The sequence below is a fragment of the Pseudomonas sp. B34(2017) genome (genome assembly GCF_002112915.1).
In the GTDB taxonomy this organism is placed as follows: domain Bacteria; phylum Pseudomonadota; class Gammaproteobacteria; order Pseudomonadales; family Pseudomonadaceae; genus Aquipseudomonas; species Aquipseudomonas pharyngis.
Genome location: NZ_NEJA01000001.1, coordinates 234,211 through 253,193, shown reverse-complemented (window position 1 = coordinate 253,193; position 18,983 = coordinate 234,211). Strand labels below are relative to the sequence as shown.

Genomic DNA, 18,983 nt, shown 5'->3' with positions numbered 1-18,983 from the left:
CTCCCTCTCCCTCCGGGAGAGGGCTGGGGTGAGGGTTGCTTTTGACTTCAGCGTTGTCTCCGCTACTACCTACACTTCTGGCATAACACTTGCTCTTGCCTTGCCGTGCGACTGTGAAAACCCGATTAGTGACGGATTATTGGCATGGCGAAGAGCGAAGCTGCAGCAGTAAAAGACCCCGCAACCAAAGGCAAACTCAAGCTGATCATCATGATCGTGCTGGGTCTGTTGCTGGCCATCGGCACGTCCGTGGGGGCGACGTGGTTCTTCATGCACAGTGCCCAGAGCAAGCCCGAGGCGGCGGCCGAAGCGGCCCCGGTCGGCAAGCAACCGGCGATTTTCGAGCCGATGGCGCCGGCCTTCGTGGCCAACTACAACCAGAACGGCCGTCAGCGCTACATGCAGGTGAGCATCACCATGCTGGCGCGCAATCAGGCGGATCTGGAAGCGCTCAAAGTGCACATGCCGGTGATCCGCAACAACCTGGTGATGCTCTTCTCCGGTCAGGATTTCGCCACGCTGGCGACCCCGGTCGGTCAAGAGATGTTGCGCCAGAAGGCCACAGCCAGCGTCCAGGAAGTGGCGCAGAAAGAGCTGGGCAAAGTGGTGATCGAACAGTTGCTTTTCACTAATTTCGTACTGCAGTAGGAACACGACATGGCCGTGCAGGATCTGCTGTCCCAGGATGAAATCGACGCGCTGTTGCATGGTGTCGACGATGGTCTGGTACAGACCGATAACGCTGCCGAACCCGGCAGTGTCAAAAGCTACGACCTGACCAGCCAGGATCGCATCGTCCGTGGACGCATGCCGACTCTGGAAATGATCAACGAGCGTTTTGCCCGCTACACCCGCATCAGCATGTTCAACATGCTGCGCCGCTCGGCGGACGTTGCCGTCGGTGGCGTACAGGTGATGAAGTTCGGCGAATACGTGCACTCGCTGTACGTGCCGACCAGCCTCAACCTGGTCAAGATCAAACCCCTGCGCGGCACCGCGCTGTTCATCCTCGACGCCAAACTGGTGTTCAAGCTGGTGGACAACTTCTTCGGCGGCGACGGCCGTCACGCCAAGATCGAAGGGCGTGAATTCACCCCGACCGAGCTGCGCGTGGTGCGCATGGTGCTGGAGCAGGCGTTCGTCGACTTGAAGGAAGCCTGGCAGGCGATCATGGAAGTCAACTTCGAGTACATCAACTCGGAAGTGAACCCGGCCATGGCCAACATCGTCGGCCCGAGCGAAGCGATCGTGGTTTCCACGTTCCACATCGAACTCGACGGCGGTGGCGGCGATCTGCACGTGACCATGCCGTACTCGATGATCGAGCCGGTGCGCGAAATGCTCGACGCCGGTTTCCAGTCGGACCTCGACGACCAGGACGAACGCTGGGTCAATGCCCTGCGCCAGGACGTGCTCGACGTCGACGTGCCGATCGGTGCCACCGTGGCCCGCCGCCAGTTGAAACTGCGCGACATCCTGCACATGCAACCGGGTGACGTGATTCCGGTCGAGATGCCGGAAGACATGATCATGCGCGCCAACGGTGTGCCGGCCTTCAAGGTCAAGATGGGCTCGCACAAAGGCAACCTCGCGTTGCAAGTGATCGAGCCGATCGAGCGCCGCTGAAACGGCGCCCTCACTCCCTGATTCTTTTACCGGTTTTTTGCCCGCCGAGGACAAATGATGAACGACGATATGAACACCCAGGACGATCAGGCACTGGCCGATGAATGGGCTGCCGCCCTGGAAGAAACCGGTGAAGCCGGGCAGGCCGACATCGACGCGCTGCTGGCCGCCGATGCAGGTGCTTCGAGCTCCAACCGTCTGCCGATGGAAGAGTTCGGCAGCGTGCCGAAGAACAACGATCCAGTGACCCTCGACGGTCCGAACCTGGACGTGATTCTCGACATCCCGGTGTCGATCTCGATGGAAGTGGGCAGCACCGACATCAACATCCGCAACCTGCTGCAACTCAACCAGGGTTCGGTGATCGAGCTCGATCGTCTGGCCGGCGAGCCGCTGGACGTGTTGGTCAACGGCACCCTGATCGCTCACGGTGAAGTGGTGGTGGTCAACGAAAAGTTCGGCATCCGTCTGACCGACGTGATCAGCCCGAGCGAACGCATCAAGAAGCTGCGCTGAGTGAAAAAGCTTCTGGGGGCGTTGTTCGGCCTGGCACTGGCGTTGCCGTTCAGCGTGCTGGCGGCCGAGCCGGTGGCGACCACGGCAGCGGCGGCTGCGCCGGCCGTCAACAGCGGCGTGGCGGGTCAGCTGACGCAACTGGTGCTGGGTCTGTTGCTGGTGCTGGGGTTGATTTTCTTCCTCGCCTGGCTGTTGCGCCGGGTGCAGCAGGCAGGTCCCGCCGGCAAGGGCCAGGTGATCGAGTTGATCGGTTCCCGCGCGCTCGGGCCGCGTGACCGTCTGATGCTGGTGCAGGTCGGCAACGAGCAGATCCTGCTGGGTCTCAGCCCCGGAACCATCACTGCGCTGCACGTGCTCAAAGAGCCGGTCGAGGTGCCGAGCACCGCCGACAAAGCGACTCCGGAATTTGCCCAGCATCTGTTGAAGATCCTCGGCAAGGATCAGAAGGATAAGAAGTAATGGGTGCGTTGCGCATCGTCTTGACCCTGGCCTTGATGTTGGCCGCGCCGCTGGCATTCGCCGCCGATCCGTTGTCGATCCCGGCGATCACTTTGGGCACCAATGCCGAGGGCGCGCAGGAGTATTCGGTCAGCCTGCAGATCCTGCTGATCATGACGGCGCTGAGCTTCATTCCGGCCGCCGTCATCCTGATGACCAGTTTCACCCGGATCATCATCGTCTTCTCGATCCTGCGTCAGGCCCTGGGCTTGCAGCAGACACCGTCGAACCAGATCCTCACCGGCATGGCGCTGTTCCTGACGCTGTTCATCATGGCGCCAGTGTTCGATCGTGTGAACAACGATGCCTTGCAGCCGTACCTCGCGGAAAAGCTGACAGCTCAGCAGGCGGTGGAAAAGGCTCAGGTGCCGATCAAGGACTTCATGCTCGCCCAGACCCGCTCCAGCGACCTGGAGCTGTTCATGCGCCTGTCCAAGCGCACCGACATCGCGACGCCGGATCAGGCGCCGCTGACGATTCTGGTGCCGGCGTTCGTGACGTCTGAACTGAAGACCGCGTTCCAGATCGGCTTCATGATCTTCATCCCGTTCCTGATCATCGACCTGGTGGTCGCGAGCGTGCTGATGGCGATGGGTATGATGATGCTGTCGCCGCTGATCATCTCGCTGCCGTTCAAAATCATGCTGTTCGTGCTGGTGGATGGCTGGGCGCTGATCATCGGCACCCTGGCCAGCAGTTTCGGAGGTGTATCGCCATGACGCCAGAAGTAGCGGTCGACATCTTTCGCGAGGCCCTGTGGCTGACCACCATGATGGTGGCGATCCTGGTGGTGCCGAGTCTGTTGGTGGGCCTGCTGGTGTCAATGTTCCAGGCCGCCACCCAGATCAACGAACAGACCCTGAGCTTCCTGCCGCGTCTGCTGGTGATGCTGGTGACGCTGATCGTCGCCGGCCCGTGGCTGGTGCAGACGTTCATGGAATACATCACCCAGTTGTACAAAAACATTCCGATGGTCATCGGCTAAGCCATGCAATCGCTGCTTCAGCTGACCGATACCCAGATCAGCACCTGGGTGGCGACGTTCATGCTGCCGCTGTTTCGCGTCGCCTCGATGTTGATGGTGATGCCGGTCTTCGGAACCACGCTGGTGCCCCGGCGGATCCGTCTTTACTTCGCTTTTGCGATCACCGTGGTGATCACGCCCAACCTGCCGCCGATGCCGGCGGTCAGTCCTCTGGACCTCAGCGGCCTGCTGCTGATCGCCGAGCAGATTCTGGTCGGTGCGGTGTTGGGTTTCTCCTTGCAGTTGTTCTTTCAGGCCTTTGTGGTGGCGGGGCAGATCGTCGCGATCCAGATGGGCATGGGCTTCGCGTCGATGATCGACCCTACCAACGGCGTGTCGGTGGCGGTGATCGGGCAGTTCTTCACGATGCTGGTGACCTTGCTGTTCCTGTCGATGAACGGGCACCTGGTGGTGTTCGAAGTGCTCACGGAAAGCTTCACCACGCTGCCGGTCGGCGGCGGGCTGATGACCACGCATTACTGGGAGTTGGCCGGCAAACTCGGCTGGGTGCTGGGCGCCGCGTTGTTGCTGGTGCTGCCGGCGGTCACCGCGCTGTTGGTGGTCAACATCGCCTTTGGTGTGATGACCCGCGCTGCGCCACAGCTCAACATTTTCTCCATCGGCTTTCCGCTGACCCTCGTACTCGGCCTGTTCATCGTCTGGGTCGGGCTGGCGGACATTCTCAATCAGTATCAACCGCTGGCCACCGAGGCCTTGCAGTTTTTACGCGAACTGGCACAGGCGCGCTGAGTCATGGCTGAGAGCGAAAGCGGTCAGGACAAAACAGAAGACCCCACGGAGAAGCGCAAAAAGGACTCCCGGGAAAAGGGTGAGATTGCGCGTTCCAAGGAGCTCAACACCCTGGCGATCATGCTCGCCGGCTCTGCCGCGCTGCTGATTTTTGGCGGGATGCTGGCGCAGGAATTGATGGACCTGATGCGCCAGAACTTCATGCTGTCGCGGGAAGTGATCATGGACGAGCGCTCCATGGCGACGTTCCTGATGAACTCCGGTTTGCAGGCTTTGCTGGCGATTCAGCCGATCATGATCACTCTGTTGCTGGCGGCTTTCCTCGGGCCGATCGCGCTGGGTGGCTGGCTGTTCGCCGCCGGTTCGCTGGCACCCAAGTTCAGCCGGATGAACCCGGCGGCGGGCCTCAAGCGGATGTTCTCGATGAAGGCCGTGGTCGAGCTGCTCAAGGCGCTGGCCAAGTTCCTTATCACCTTGGGCGTCGCGCTGGTGGTACTCAATGCGGACATCGACGATCTGCTGCGCATCGCCCACGAGCCGCTGGATCGGGCGATCATCCACAGCTTGCAACTGGTGGGCTGGAGTTCCCTGTGGCTGGCGTGCGGGTTGATCATCATCGCCGCCGTCGACGTGCCCGTGCAGATCTGGGAGAGCATCAAGAAGCTCAAGATGACCAAGCAGGAAGTGCGCGACGAACACAAGGATCAAGAGGGGCGGCCGGAGGTCAAACAGCGCATTCGCCAGCTCCAGCGCGAGATGTCGCAACGGCGGATGATGGCGGCGATCCCGGATGCCGACGTGGTCATCACCAACCCGACCCACTACGCCGTGGCGCTCAAGTACGACGCCGAGAAGGGCGGGGCGCCGATGCTGCTGGCCAAGGGCAGCGACTTCCTGGCGCTGAAGATCCGCGAAATCGCCGTGGCCAATAACGTCATGCTCCTCGAATCGCCAGCGCTGGCGCGTTCGATCTATTACTCCACGGAGCTGGAAGAAGAAATCCCCGGTGGCCTGTACCTGGCGGTCGCCCAGGTGCTGGCTTACGTCTACCAGATCCGCCAGCACCGCGCGGGCAAGGGCAAGTTCCCGGAACCGCTCAAGGACGACCTGCCGATCCCGCCGGATCTGCGGCGCGATTCCTGATGCTGATGAAACAAAAAAACCGCCATCCGGTTGAATCCGGTGGCGGTTTTTTTATGCCCGATGAGCTGTGTTGTTTGTGAGGTCGCTTTCGCGAGCAGGTCGAATCGTCGCTCCCACATCTGGAATGCATTTCTCTGTGGGAGCGAATTTGCTGGTAAATAAATACGTCCCCTTTTTTCTCCTGCTAAACATGTTAAGTAAGTGCCATTCAAATACGTCCCCTTTTTTACGTCCCCTTTTTTTAGTTTATCGTAAGGTCATCTAGATAGAACCAGCGTGGTTCGACGATACCGGTGTTTGTTGGCGCTGCATTGATCTGAAAGTGCGAAATATATTGTCCTGCAGGCGCTTTATATTCAAAATCAACTGGGATTAGGTCGTAACTGTAGCGATAAGGAAGTTGCCTGGTTTCTATTGTGTTACCGCTGGGGTCAAGGAAAATAATAGTGCTCGGTCTGATAGATTGACGAACCTCGAGTTTTATTGTGGTCGCAAGGCCCTCCCAACTAAATTTGACTATCGAGCCGGCAGTAATCTGCATAGTCTGAAGTCTTGGAGGGGATGGGTCGGTAAGTATTGCGTTATAATGAATACCGGTTGCATTTTTTAATACATTTATAGTCAGGCCGGTATCAAGTGTTAGAGGTTCATTTTCATAGATATTCTGTTTCGGAGCGCTGTCAAAGTTTTCATATATTGAAATGGAACTTTTTATTATGTAAGAGCGTTGCGGAAAACTCACCGGTTTAGCTTCAATTGCAGATCCGTCCAGATTGACCGCACAGGCAATCGTCAGCTCACTTCCATCTTTTAGTGTTTTCAACCACTCAACCGGCGCGAGCACCGACAATCCATCCGGTGAGTCATTGGGCTCTCCCGACCTGACGTCTTTGTTGACGGGATCCCCATTCTTGTCAAAGCCTGAACAGGTCACCCAGATCGGTTGCCCTGGCACGAACAGCGGCCATTTCCCTGCGAGAATCCGCGCATCTGTTGTGAGTTCTTGAACCTTCAGCTCTGAACTCGTATTGCCGGCGATATTGGGTGTCGGCAAGCGCGGATCATCCTCGGCGATAGATCGGATGGTCAGCGTCAAATCAGTCGATTCGCCTTCGGGTTCTCCTCCTCGAATCAATTCCCAGCGTAACTTGATGGCTGTCCCGCGCCGTGCCACGAGAAACGCTGGGGCAAGTTTGAAGTTGGCGCGCTTGTTCTGGTTGAGTGTCAGTAATGGAAAGGGTTCTGCGCCGGGTAACGGGTTAACTTCCAGCAACCGAGCCTGGTCACCCGGCAATGCTGACAGGTGCTCGACGCGCACGGTGACTCCGTTTTCGTAGGCCAGCACATCAATGGGGTTGGTCGCCGGTGCCACCAGTGTTGGCGGCTTCAGATTGACCGGGGCTGTCCCTGTCACCGTTGCGGTAGCCATGTTGGAAATCCCCACCAAACCAACTGTGGGCCTGTGCAATTCATAATTCGCAGTCACCTTGCTGCCAGCGAAGACCTTGTCATTGGGCACTTCAAGGAAACAGGGCAGTTTCCCAGTGAAGGGATCCTCTTCGACTTTGCCCCGGACTACCACGGGGTCGGATTGCCCTGTAGTGGTATAGGTCGCCACAATCTCGTCACCCACCACAAAGCGGTTGTCTTTGGTGATCACGACCAGCAGCAATGGATTACCCGCCAGTTTTTCCAGATCAATGATGCTCGCGTCATCACCGGGATAGTCCTCTTTACGTTCAAGCAGAATTGGCATTGGAAGTAAGACGCCATCCAGATCCTCATCCACACTCTGCACGGGCGACCACGGCGCATCGGTGTCCGGGCCGTTGCCGAGCTGATCGGTGACGGTGTGGGAGAAATGCAGTTTTTTGTCCTGACGTTTCGCCTTGTCCAGAAAGGCGCGGGTGATGGTGAAGCAAATGGTAATGGGGATTTCGTCACCGGGATTCGGCGGTTGCGGCGCCTGATTCCGATTGACCCTGGGCTTGGGCTCCAGCAGTTCGCCATTGCACTTGAGGGTGATGAGGTCATACGCCCGGCAATATGGATAGGCAACGCACACCTCGGCGCTGACGAAATCCGGGCCGACGCCGTTCTTGATCTCATCGGGCAGTAGCAATTTGAGTTCGGAGTGGCCACCGGGGTCGGTCAGGCGATCCTTCAGGCCGGGGCGGATGCGGTTATAGAGTATTTCGAGCGGGGGCGTGGACGTCCCTAAATTGCTGCTTCCACGCCTGATCGTGTAGTACAGCTTGTTGACCCGGTCCGGATGTAGTCGACCCTTGGGAATACGCAGCGTGGTGCGTGCGTTCGGATCGACAATGGTTTCGCTGTCCAGTGCTGCCGGTTCCCCCTCAAGCCAAAGCTCCATGATGTCTCCGGGATTCATGGTGCCCGTCGGCGGCGGATCGACGAGAACGACAGCGCCTTCACCATCGGTGACCAGATCATAGGCGACCAGGGGCACTCCGATATGCGCACCTTCTACGGGCGTGGTGTGGCCATTGACGATTGGCGGATAGAGGACGAGAACGGTGTTGTCCGGTGGGGTTGAAGTGGTCACGGATGAGGCTCCTGCGCGGTGGGAACGGGCAGGAGCTATCAGAGCGCTAAACGATGAATTTCGCACCTGACAGATCTGACAGGTGACGGCGGTTTTGCGACGAGTGGTCGTGTACTGTATGAAAATACCGCCGTCCCGGTTGATTCGGAACGGCGGTTCTTTTTGTCTGGAAAGATGTGTTGCCTGTAAGTCAGCGTTCGTGAGCAAGCTCACTCCCACAGGAGGGCGGCAGTGGCGACGCGTTAATTCGGCAATTCCAGATTATCCAGCACCCGATTCACTGCCAGCTCGCCGAGCATGATCAGTTGCGCAATCCCCACCAATGTCCTGCGCTGCGAGGCGGGCATGAGATGGGTGAAGTCATTGACGATTGTTCTGGCCGAGGCGAGGGTTTCGCAGGCATCGGCCAGCAGCTCTTCGTTTTTGAAGTCCGCGGTGACGGCGTACATTCTGCGGGTTTTGCGCGGTGGTGGCGTGGAGCCGGGCGGGCAGAGATAGTGATCGAGGGCGCGGTCGGCGGCTTCGTGAAGCTTTCTGGAATCGAGGGATTCGTAGGGCGAGGCGGGATCGGTTTCGGGTGGGTTGGGTGTTGGTTTGATCATGGTGAAGCTCCTGAGGTTATGGAGCCACTTTCCCCCTGTCGCTAAACAAGTGAAGGTGGCAGCTGTACGCAGGTTAGCGAACCGGTCTCAGGCACCCCGGTAGACCCAAAGGTCTCCCGCATACAGCCGCCATAACGGAATTGCGGACGAAGAGTCCCACAACGAAGCCATGAACGCTGATGCGCTGAGAAAGTTCGAGTCGCTAAACCCGATCGCTGATTCGTCAGCGACCGACTCACAATAAAACCCGCCCCCAAGGCGCACAAGCCGGCGGATTCTGGCGTAGCTGTAGGCAGCGGCGCAAGAATTCGTAGCCTGTAAGGCGTGTCTGAAGGTTTCGTTTAAACACCAGCGTTTAAAAGACAATGGGTGCCGTCGGTCTGAAATGTCCCGCGACCTGTTAGTTCTGACAGTAGACGCGTGTTGTTCCCAGGCGCCTTATAAATCCGGAATTCACGCCGTTGCCTGTTCGCACTCTGCGAACGCAGTGGTTGATAACTCATTCACTGGAAATCCGGGGTAGATCATGACAAGTCGCGTTTACCGAAAACTGCCGGGCATGGAGATGGAGTTCGTTTCAGGGAAGCTGGAAAGGGACGCAGGCGAGCGGGCCATTTTCTATGAGGTGACGTTCGACCTGAAGCTGGACTTTCTCAACTTTCTGGTCATGGCCAATCAGTTCATTCCGAGTTATCTGGATAATCCCAGCAATGCGATCCGGCCTGAACTGGCCGGGTTTGCGTATCACCACTCCTACAACGACTTCTTTGGCGCAGCCGGTAATATCCGCGATAACCCGTCGTTGTTCGCTCTATTTACCGACCCCGGTCATTACATGGACCAGTGGGCGAGTAATGGCGGGCCCGTAGAACAACGATATGGAAAACCCTCGTTCACGGTAGTCGGCAACCAATTGCGCATCACGACGCGGCAGTACTTTCGGCTGGATGCGGGGGCTCCTCCGATTGAAATCAGCGACCTGCCATTCATGCGTTTCGAATGGTCATTGAATCTGATGGAGGGTCATGCGAAGTCCACTGATGTCGCGCCTGTCACCATGGTGGTACTGATGTATACGGAGGAGGACGTTGTCGATGTTGGTGGTCACAGCGTGTTCAGGGGCACGCGCTATCTGGATAATGCAGCCCTCTCTTTCGGTCCGATCACTTCGGCGCACATTCCGGTAGCCAGTTGACTATCGGGATTTCATCTCAGTGAACATCGCTGAACAGGGGCGGGCGCACGACGTGCGTGCCGCCCCTTTGTGCATTCATCACCCCCTCTGTTTCACGCCTTGGCAAAAGTTGGAAGGCTTCTTGCAGTAGCCGCCCTGCGCCCGCTTCGGGCGTCAAAAGTTTGCTTTAAAGGAACGGGGAAAACCGGTGGATCGCTCTCAGTTATTCAACACTGCTCGCTCGAATGTTGCCGACCTCAGTCGAGGCAATCTGGGTGTGCCGCTGTTGCTGCTGGTCATGCTGGCGATGATGATGTTGCCGGTGCCGCCGTTCCTGCTCGACGTGTTCTTCACCTTCAACATTGCCCTGTCGATCGTCGTGCTGCTGGTCTGCGTGTACGCCTTGCGGCCGCTGGATTTTGCGGTGTTCCCGACGATCCTGCTGGTGGCGACGCTGTTGCGACTGGCGCTGAACGTGGCGTCGACGCGGGTGGTGATGCTCCACGGTCAGGACGGCCACGCTGCTGCCGGTAAGGTGATTCAGGCCTTCGGTGAGGTGGTGATCGGCGGTAACTACGTGGTCGGTATCGTGGTTTTCGCGATCCTGATGATCATCAACTTCGTCGTGGTAACCAAAGGTGCCGGGCGGATTTCCGAGGTGAGCGCGCGTTTCACCCTTGATGCGATGCCCGGCAAGCAAATGGCGATCGACGCCGACCTCAACGCCGGTCTGATCGATCAGGCGCAGGCCAAGGCCCGTCGTCAGGAAGTGGCCCAAGAGGCCGAGTTCTACGGTTCGATGGACGGTGCCAGCAAGTTTGTGCGCGGTGACGCCATCGCCGGTTTGCTGATTCTGTTCATCAACCTGATCGGCGGCATGGCCGTCGGTATCTTCCAGCACAACATGACTTTCGCTGACGCGGGCAAGGTTTACGCCTTGCTGACCATCGGTGACGGTTTAGTGGCGCAATTGCCATCACTGTTGTTATCTACAGCGGCGGCGATCATGGTGACCCGTGCTTCCGGCTCGGAAGACATGGGCAAGCAGATCAATCGCCAGATGTTCGCCTCGCCCAAAGCGCTGGCGGTGGCTGCCGGTCTGATGGCGGTCATGGGCCTGGTGCCGGGCATGCCGCACTTTTCGTTCCTGACCATGGCTGCACTGGCTGCCGGTGGCGCTTACCTGTTCTGGAAGAAGCAGAACGTGGCCAAGGTCATCGCGCTGGAAGAGGTCAAGCGTCAACAGGAACTGCTGCCGTCGCCGGCCCGCGCCATGGAAACCAAGGAGCTGGGCTGGGACGACGTGACTCCGATCGACATGATCGGCCTGGAAGTCGGCTACCGCCTGATTCCGTTGGTGGACCGCAATCAGGGCGGGCAATTGCTGGCGCGGATCAAGGGCGTGCGCAAGAAGCTCTCGCAGGATCTGGGCTTCCTGATGCCGACCGTGCACATCCGCGACAACCTCGACCTGGCGCCGAGCGCCTATCGCCTGACCCTGATGGGCGTGATCCTGGCCGAGGCCGAGATCTATCCGGATCGCGAACTGGCGATCAACCCGGGTCAGGTCTACGGCTCGCTCAACGGCATTACCGCCAAAGATCCGGCTTTCGGCCTCGAGGCGGTGTGGATCGAAGTCAGCCAGCGCGCCCAGGCGCAATCGCTCGGTTATACCGTGGTCGACGCCAGCACCGTGGTTGCGACTCACTTGAACCAGATTCTGTACAAGCACTCCAGTGAACTGATCGGCCACGAAGAAGTGCAGCAATTGATGCAATTGCTGGCCAAGAGCTCGCCGAAACTGGCTGAAGAGCTGGTGCCGGGCGTGGTTACGCTGTCGCAACTGCTCAAGGTGTTGCAGGCGTTGCTGGCCGAACACGTGCCAGTGCGCGATATCCGCAGCATTGCCGAAGCCATCGCCAACAATGCCGCCAAGAGTCAAGATACCGCCGCTTTGGTGGCCGCTGTGCGGGTCGGCGTATCCCGCGCCATCGTCCAAAGCATTGTAGGGACTGAGTCGGAGCTGCCAGTTATCACGCTGGAGCCAAGGTTGGAACAAATATTGCTCAATAGTCTGCAGAAGGCAGGACAAGGCTCGGAAGAGGGCGTTCTGCTGGAGCCGAGCATGGCCGAGAAGCTGCAGCGTTCGCTGATCGAAGCGGCGCAGCGCCAGGAAATGCAAGGTCAACCGGTGATCCTGTTGGTAGCAGGCCCGGTTCGCGCGATGCTCTCGCGCTTTGGTCGCCTGGCAGTTCCCGGACTGCATGTGCTGGCCTACCAGGAAATTCCGGACAACAAGCAAGTGACCATCGTTGCGACAGTAGGGCCCAACGGCTGAGGTAGTGGTTTATGCAAGTTAAGCGTTTTTTCGCCGCCGATATGCGTCAGGCCATGAAGCTGGTTCGTGATGAGCTGGGCGCTGATGCCGCCATCATTGGCAACCGCCGCATTGCCGGCGGCGTCGAGCTGACGGCGGCGCTCGATTACAAACTGTCGGCGCTGGCCCCGCGTGTTCCGAACATGGAGCTCGAGGATGAACTGCGCAAGACCCAGTCGCGCATCGTCACCGCCCAGGCCGAACTGAGCCTGCGTGGCGAAGCCGACGGCAACACCAATCGCCAGCTGTTCGCCGGGCTGCCGTTGACGGCCGGCCTGCCGCTGACCGCTGCCGAACCGCTGACCGAACCGACCTACGAAGCTCCGGCCCGTCCGGCACCGGCGCCTGCAGCGGTTTCCGCTGGCGTTGATCCGCGTGCTCTGGACTCGATGCGTTTCGAGCTCAACAGCCTGCGCGAACTGATGGAAGTGCAACTCGGCACCCTGGCCTGGAACCAGCTGCAAGGCAGCCGTCCGGCTCAGGCCAATCTGTACCGTCGTCTGCAACGCATCGGTTTGTCCGGCCCGCTGTCCCGTGATCTGCTGTCGATGATCACCGAGATCGACGAACCCCGTCAGGCCTGGCGCATGCTGCTGGCGCACCTGGCGCGGATGATTGCCGTACCGGAAGTCGAGCCGCTGGAAGAGGGTGGGGTGATTGCCATGGTCGGTCCTGCCGGCATGGGCAAAACCACTACCCTGGCCAAACTGGCCGCCCGTTACGTGCTCAAGTACGGCGCGCAGAACATCGCGCTGGTGAGCATGGACAGTTTCCGTATCGGCGCGCAGGAGCAGCTCAAGACTCTGGGTCGCATCCTCAATGTGTCGGTGACCCACGTCGATCCGGGCCAGTCCCTGGTGCAGGCGCTGGATCCACTGCTGCGCAAACGCGTGGTGCTGATCGATACCGCCGGCCTGCAAGCCAGCGATCCGGCGCTGCGCATGCAGCTGGAAAGTCTGGCCGGTCGTGGCATTCGGTCGAAAAATTATCTGGTGCTGGCAACCACCAGCCAGAAACAGGTTCTAACCGCCGCGTATCACAGTTACAAGCGTTGCGGGCTCGCCGGCTGCATCCTGACTAAACTGGATGAGACGGCCAGCCTTGGCGAAGTGCTGAGCCTGGCGATCAGTCACGAACTGCCGGTCGCCTACCTGACCGATGGGCCGCGTATTCCGGATGATCTGCATCTGCCGCGCCGTCATCAACTGGTCAGCCGCGCCGTCAGTGTGCAAATGCAGGAAGAACCCAGCGAAGAAGCCATGGCTGACATGTTCGCTGATATCTACCACAGTCCGACCAAGCAGGTTGGCTGAGGTAATGAACCGTTTTTGTACCTACATCGATGGTCTGCCATGCATTGTTCCGGTTGTGAACGCGCAGCCAGTAATGTGGCCTCCGTCTATGCAAGACAAGGTAAAGAAATAACATGGGCAGCATGCATCCCGTACAGGTGATCGCGGTGACCGGCGGCAAAGGTGGCGTCGGCAAGACTAATGTGTCAGTGAACTTGTCCCTGGCGCTGGCAGAGCTTGGCCGTCGGGTCATGCTGCTGGACGCCGACCTGGGGCTGGCGAACGTCGACGTTCTGCTGGGCCTGACCCCCAAACGCACCCTGGCCGACGTGATCGAAGGCCGCTGCGAGCTGCGCGACGTGCTGTTGCAGGGCCCCGGCGGGATCCGCATCGTGCCGGCCGCTTCCGGCACCCAGAGCATGGTTCACCTGAGCCCGGCCCAGCATGCCGGCCTGATTCAGGCGTTCAGCGACATCGGCGACAACCTCGACGTACTGGTGATCGACACCGCTGCGGGTATTGGTGACTCGGTAGTCAGTTTCGTTCGCGCAGCCCAGGAAGTGTTGCTGGTGGTCTGCGACGAGCCGACCTCGATCACCGACGCCTACGCGCTGATCAAACTGCTTAACCGCGACTACGGCATGAACCGCTTCCGCGTCCTGGCCAACATGGCCCAGAGCCCGCAGGAAGGTCGCAACCTGTTCGCCAAGTTGACCAAGGTCACGGATCGCTTCCTCGACGTCGCCCTACAATACGTCGGCGCGGTGCCCTACGACGAAAGCGTGCGCAAGGCGGTGCAGAAGCAGCGTGCGGTCTATGAAGCCTTCCCGCGTTCCAAGTGCGCACTGGCGTTCAAGGCGATCGCACAGAAGGTCGACACCTGGCCGCTGCCCGCCAACCCGCGCGGCCACCTCGAATTTTTCGTCGAGCGCCTCGTGCAGCAAACGGCAGGACCTGTGCTATGACCGCCAGCGGTATGAACCTTTACAAAAAGTCGGCGCGTGACGCGCAGTACGAGCTGATCGAGCGTTACGCGCCACTGGTCAAACGCATCGCCTACCACTTGCTGGCGCGATTGCCGGCCAGTGTGCAGGTCGAAGACCTGATCCAGGCCGGGATGATCGGCCTGCTCGAAGTCTCGACCAAATACGACGCCAGCAAGGGCGCCAGTTTTGAAACGTACGCGGGCATCCGGATCCGTGGTGCGATGCTCGATGAAGTCCGAAAAGGGGACTGGGCGCCACGCTCGGTTCACCGCAATACCCGTATGGTCAGCGACGCGATTCGCTCGATTGAAGCTAAAACCGGCCGTGACGCTAAAGATCACGAAGTTGCGGCCGAACTCCAATTGAGTCTCGACGATTACTACGGGATTTTGAACGACACCCTGGGCAGCCGGCTGTTCAGTTTCGACGACCTGTTGCAGGACGGCGAACACGAAGGGCTGCACGAGGATGGCGCCAGTGCTCATCTGGAGCCGTCGCGCGATCTGGAAGACGAACGTTTCCAGGCCGCGCTGGCGGACGCGATTGCCAATTTGCCGGAGCGTGAGCGACTGGTGTTGGCGCTGTACTACGACGAAGAGCTGAACCTCAAGGAGATCGGTGAAGTCCTTGGCGTCAGTGAATCGCGGGTCAGCCAGTTACACAGCCAGTGCGCGGCCCGCTTGCGGGGGCGTTTGGGGGAGTGGCGAGCGCGCTGAAGGCAGTGTGGGGACACTGCGAACGAGGCTGGTGCGGTGGTGAACGGCACCGGTCTCGATCTGTTGTGCTCCAGACAGTCATCGAGTGTTTTGCCGGATTGATTGAAATGGCGCGTCCAGGTGCTGGGCGCGTTTAAGACTGCTTGGAGGTCGAATTGAACAAAGACATGAAAATCCTCATCGTTGATGACTTCTCAACGATGCGGCGGATCATCAAGAACCTGTTGCGTGATCTGGGGTTCACCAACACCGTTGAAGCCGACGATGGCACCACTGCCATTCCGGTGCTCAACAGCGGCAGCATCGACTTTCTGGTGACCGACTGGAACATGCCCGGCATGACCGGTATCGACCTGCTGCGCCACGTGCGTGCCGATGAAAAGCTCAAGCACCTGCCGGTGCTGATGGTGACCGCTGAAGCCAAGCGCGAGCAGATCATCGAAGCGGCCCAGGCCGGCGTGAACGGCTATGTGGTCAAACCTTTCACGGCCCAGGCGTTGAAAGAAAAAATCGAGAAGATTTTCGAACGCATCGGCTGATGAACGCGCGGGGGAGCTATGGAGCATAACGAATCTTCACAGGGCGATTTTGAGTCGACCCTGAAAAAACACGCGGTCGAACTGGTCGAAAGCCTTGAAAAAGGCAAGTTCGGCGACGCCGTGCAACTGATCCATGAGCTCAATCAGACCCGTGACCGTGGCCTGTACCAGGAAGTGGGCAAGCTCACGCGTGAACTGCACAGTGCGATCGTCAATTTTCAGATCGATCCGCACATGCCGCAGGCTGAGGAAGTGTCGCAGATTACCGACGCTACCGAGCGCCTGGGCTACGTGGTCAAACTGACCGAAGCTGCCGCCAACCGCACCATGGATCTGGTGGAAAGCGCGACCCCTGTGGTCAATGGCCTGGCTGATGAAGCCCAGGCCTTGAGCGCCGATTGGGGCCGTTTCATGCGTCGTGAGGTCGGGGCTGAAGAGTTCCGCGAACTGGCGCGCCGGGTCGACGGTTTTCTGGCACGCAGCAGCGCGGACAACCGCGCGGTGTCGAGCAATCTGAATGACATTCTGCTCGCCCAGGATTACCAGGACCTCACCGGCCAGGTGATCAAGCGCGTGACCCAATTGGTCACCGAAGTCGAAAGCAACCTGCTCAAGCTCGTGCTCATGGCCAGCCAGGTGGACCGCTTTGCGGGTATCGAACATGACCGTGCGGCGATGCTTGCTGAAAAAGATCCACAAAAACATCTCTCGCAGGGTGAAGGTCCGCAGATTCATGCCGATAAACGAGAAGACGTTGTGTCCGGTCAGGACGATGTGGACGATTTGTTATCCAGCCTTGGATTCTAGAGTTTTGGAATTATAGGTTTTTTGGGTTTTTAGACCTGTAGGAGCACCCCATTAATGAGCTTCGGCGCCGATGAAGAGATCCTTCAGGATTTCCTGGTTGAGGCCGGCGAGATTCTTGAGCAACTGTCCGAACAACTGGTCGAGCTGGAAAGCCGCCCGGATGACGCAGATCTGCTCAACGCAATTTTTCGCGGTTTCCACACTGTAAAAGGGGGCGCCGGCTTCCTTCAGCTCAACGAGCTGGTGGAGTGCTGTCACATCGCCGAAAACGTGTTCGACATCCTTCGCAAGGGTGAACGGCGCGTCGATGCAGAACTGATGGACGTGGTGCTCGAAGCGCTGGACGCGGTGAACAGCATGTTCAGCGAAGTCCGCGATCGCAGCCCGATCACCGCCGCCACCCCGGAACTGCTGGCCGCCCTGGCGCGTCTGGCCGAACCGCAATCGGCGGATGAAGCCCCGGCTTCGCCGGTTGCCGAGATGATCGAAGAACTGGTCGTCGAAGGCGATTCGGGCGACATCACCGATAACGAATTTGAACAGTTGCTGGACTCGCTGAACGCCGTCAAGGCCGAAGCCGAAGCCCCGGCGGCTGCCGCTGCACCTGCTTCCACCGAAGCGGCCAGCGATGAAATCACCGACGCAGAATTCGAGTCGCTGCTCGACCAGTTGCATGGCAAAGGCCAGTTCGCGGCCGACGCCGTGGCACCGACGACCGCTGCACCTGCTGCTCCGGCGGCGGGCGACAGCTCGGACATCACCGACGACGAATTCGAAGCCTTGCTCGATCAGTTGCACGGCAAGGGCAACTTTGCCGTTGATGCGCTGGAGTCGGCGATTGCTTCGGTCCCTGCAACGGCTGCTCCGGCAGCGGCTGCGGCCGGTAGCGATCTGATCAGCGATCACGAGTTCGAATCGCTGCTCGACGATCTGCATGGCAAAGGCAAGTTCACTGACGTCGCCACCGGTGCCGTCGTGACTGCCAGTAATTCTTCGGCTGTTGCAACACCTGCTGCGAAGGCCCCGGCCGCTGCGGCAAAACCTGCTGCAAAAGCACCTGAGCCGAAAGCCGAGCCGGCCAAGCCTGCCGCCGCTGCTGCACCGGCTCCGGCTCGTGCACCGGCGACGCCGCCACCGGAAAAACCGGCGAGCGAAGCCGAGACCACCGTACGTGTGGACACTGCACGTCTCGACGAAATCATGAACATGGTCGGCGAGCTGGTGCTGGTGCGTAACCGTCTGGTGCGCCTGGGCCTGAACAGCGGCGACGAGTCGATGCAGAAAGCCGTGTCGAACCTCGACGTGGTCACCGCCGACTTGCAGACCGCCGTCATGAAGACCCGGATGCAGCCGATCAAGAAAGTCTTCGGCCGCTTCCCGCGTCTGGTTCGCGACCTGGCTCGTCAGCTCAAGAAAGAGATCAACCTGGAACTGGTGGGCGAAGAGACCGACCTCGACAAGAACCTCGTCGAGGCACTGGCCGACCCGCTGGTCCACTTGGTGCGCAACGCGGTCGACCACGGCATCGAGTCGCCGGAAGAACGCGAAGCCTCGGGCAAGGCCCGTGGCGGCAAGGTGATCCTGGCGGCCGAGCAGGAAGGCGACCACATCCTGCTGTCGATCTCCGACGACGGCAAAGGCATGGACCCGAACGTCCTGCGTGCCATCGCCGTGAAACGCGGTGTGATGGACAAGGATGCCGCCGATCGCCTGAGCGACACCGAGTGCTACAACCTGATTTTCGCCCCGGGTTTCTCGACCAAGACCGAGATCTCCGACGTGTCCGGCCGCGGTGTCGGCATGGACGTGGTGAAGACCAAGATTTCCCAGCTCAACGGTTCGATCAACATCTACTCGACCAAGGGCCAGGGCTCGAAGATTGTCATCAAGGTGCCGCTGACGCTGGCGATCATGCCGACCCTGATGGTGATGCTCGGCAATCAGGCGTTCGCGTTCCCGCTGGTGAACGTCAACGAAATCTTCCACCTCGACCTGTCGACCACCAACGTGGTGGACGGCCAGGAAGTGGTGATCGTGCGGGACAAGGCGCTGCCATTGTTCTACCTCAAGCGCTGGCTGGTCAGCTCCGCCGCTCACGAAGAGCAGCGCGAAGGCCATGTGGTGATCCTTTCGGTGGGCACCCAGCGGATCGGCTTCGTCGTCGATCAACTGGTCGGCCAGGAAGAAGTGGTCATCAAGCCACTGGGCAAGATGCTCCAGGGAACTCCGGGCATGTCCGGCGCCACCATCACCGGTGACGGCCGCATTGCACTGATTCTCGATGTTCCGAGCATGCTCAAGCGTTACGCCGCACGGCGTATTTGAATCCGGGGTGGCGGGGCGACGACGTCCCGCCGCACCTAATGG

Annotated in this window: 18 protein-coding genes; 16 read left to right on the top strand and 2 right to left on the bottom strand. The window is 59.5% G+C overall.

Annotation, left to right across the window (positions count from 1 at the left end):
- Positions 1 to 144 precede the first annotated feature (144 nt).
- From fliL to flhB, 8 genes are read left to right on the top strand one after another with little or no spacing between them, the layout of a single operon-like run.
- The gene (gene fliL, locus CAF80_RS01215; RefSeq protein WP_085666707.1) at positions 145 to 648 is read left to right on the top strand and encodes a flagellar basal body-associated protein FliL; all 504 of its coding nucleotides are present in this window, start codon (positions 145 to 147) and stop codon (positions 646 to 648) included.
- Between the two features lie 9 nt (positions 649 to 657).
- Positions 658 to 1,626, top strand: a complete 969-nt coding sequence (gene fliM, locus CAF80_RS01210; protein WP_003222890.1) for a flagellar motor switch protein FliM — start codon at positions 658 to 660, stop codon at positions 1,624 to 1,626.
- A gap of 57 nt (positions 1,627 to 1,683) precedes the next feature.
- Positions 1,684 to 2,142, top strand: coding sequence for a flagellar motor switch protein FliN (fliN, locus tag CAF80_RS01205; protein ID WP_007951948.1), 459 nt, complete (start codon positions 1,684 to 1,686; stop codon positions 2,140 to 2,142).
- Positions 2,143 to 2,601, top strand: a complete 459-nt coding sequence (gene fliO, locus CAF80_RS01200; RefSeq protein ID WP_074687540.1) for a flagellar biosynthetic protein FliO — start codon at positions 2,143 to 2,145, stop codon at positions 2,599 to 2,601.
- Positions 2,601 to 3,359, top strand: coding sequence for a flagellar type III secretion system pore protein FliP (gene fliP / locus CAF80_RS01195; RefSeq protein ID WP_007951950.1), 759 nt, complete (start codon positions 2,601 to 2,603; stop codon positions 3,357 to 3,359). The genes fliO and fliP overlap by 1 nt, the downstream gene beginning before the upstream one ends.
- Positions 3,356 to 3,625, top strand: coding sequence for a flagellar biosynthesis protein FliQ (fliQ, locus tag CAF80_RS01190; RefSeq protein WP_007951951.1), 270 nt, complete (start codon positions 3,356 to 3,358; stop codon positions 3,623 to 3,625). Before fliP ends, fliQ begins: the two co-directional genes overlap by 4 nt.
- Positions 3,626 to 3,628: 3 nt before the next feature.
- Positions 3,629 to 4,414 (top strand): flagellar biosynthetic protein FliR, encoded by a 786-nt coding sequence (gene fliR, locus CAF80_RS01185; protein ID WP_039765607.1) that lies wholly within the window; start codon positions 3,629 to 3,631, stop codon positions 4,412 to 4,414.
- A gap of 3 nt (positions 4,415 to 4,417) precedes the next feature.
- Positions 4,418 to 5,557, top strand: a complete 1,140-nt coding sequence (flhB, locus tag CAF80_RS01180; protein WP_085666706.1) for a flagellar biosynthesis protein FlhB — start codon at positions 4,418 to 4,420, stop codon at positions 5,555 to 5,557.
- A 241-nt stretch (positions 5,558 to 5,798) separates the two neighbouring features.
- Here the strand turns inward: flhB and CAF80_RS01175 are convergent, their stop codons facing one another.
- Positions 5,799 to 8,123 carry a hypothetical protein gene (locus CAF80_RS01175; protein ID WP_085666705.1) on the bottom strand — a complete coding sequence of 775 codons (2,325 nt, stop codon included), beginning with the start codon at positions 8,121 to 8,123 and terminating at the stop codon, positions 5,799 to 5,801.
- 242 nt (positions 8,124 to 8,365) lie between these two features.
- Positions 8,366 to 8,725: a DUF6124 family protein gene (locus tag CAF80_RS01170; RefSeq protein WP_039769728.1), complete on the bottom strand. Its 360-nt coding sequence runs from the start codon at positions 8,723 to 8,725 to the stop codon at positions 8,366 to 8,368.
- Positions 8,726 to 9,251: 526 nt separating this feature from the next.
- Here CAF80_RS01170 and CAF80_RS01165 point away from each other — a divergent pair.
- The 8 genes from CAF80_RS01165 to CAF80_RS01130 all read left to right on the top strand — a co-directional run bounded on the left by CAF80_RS01165 (position 9,252) and on the right by CAF80_RS01130 (position 18,941).
- Positions 9,252 to 9,920, top strand: a complete 669-nt coding sequence (locus tag CAF80_RS01165; protein ID WP_039769729.1) for a hypothetical protein — start codon at positions 9,252 to 9,254, stop codon at positions 9,918 to 9,920.
- Positions 9,921 to 10,107: 187 nt separating this feature from the next.
- Entirely contained in the window at positions 10,108 to 12,237 is a 2,130-nt protein-coding gene (gene flhA / locus CAF80_RS01160) for a flagellar biosynthesis protein FlhA (RefSeq protein WP_064378626.1), read from the top strand.
- 11 nt (positions 12,238 to 12,248) lie between these two features.
- Positions 12,249 to 13,589 (top strand): flagellar biosynthesis protein FlhF, encoded by a 1,341-nt coding sequence (gene flhF, locus CAF80_RS01155; RefSeq protein WP_007951958.1) that lies wholly within the window; start codon positions 12,249 to 12,251, stop codon positions 13,587 to 13,589.
- Between the two features lie 113 nt (positions 13,590 to 13,702).
- A complete protein-coding gene (fleN, locus tag CAF80_RS01150; RefSeq protein ID WP_003222917.1) occupies positions 13,703 to 14,533 on the top strand; it encodes a flagellar synthesis regulator FleN in 831 nt (276 codons plus the stop codon).
- The gene (fliA, locus tag CAF80_RS01145) at positions 14,530 to 15,270 is read left to right on the top strand and encodes an RNA polymerase sigma factor FliA (protein WP_007951959.1); all 741 of its coding nucleotides are present in this window, start codon (positions 14,530 to 14,532) and stop codon (positions 15,268 to 15,270) included. Before fleN ends, fliA begins: the two co-directional genes overlap by 4 nt.
- A gap of 167 nt (positions 15,271 to 15,437) precedes the next feature.
- Positions 15,438 to 15,809 carry a chemotaxis response regulator CheY gene (locus CAF80_RS01140; protein WP_003183998.1) on the top strand — a complete coding sequence of 124 codons (372 nt, stop codon included), beginning with the start codon at positions 15,438 to 15,440 and terminating at the stop codon, positions 15,807 to 15,809.
- An 18-nt stretch (positions 15,810 to 15,827) separates the two neighbouring features.
- Positions 15,828 to 16,616, top strand: coding sequence for a protein phosphatase CheZ (locus tag CAF80_RS01135; protein ID WP_011333071.1), 789 nt, complete (start codon positions 15,828 to 15,830; stop codon positions 16,614 to 16,616).
- A 54-nt stretch (positions 16,617 to 16,670) separates the two neighbouring features.
- Entirely contained in the window at positions 16,671 to 18,941 is a 2,271-nt protein-coding gene (locus CAF80_RS01130; RefSeq protein ID WP_074687545.1) for a chemotaxis protein CheA, read from the top strand.
- Positions 18,942 to 18,983 lie beyond the last annotated feature (42 nt).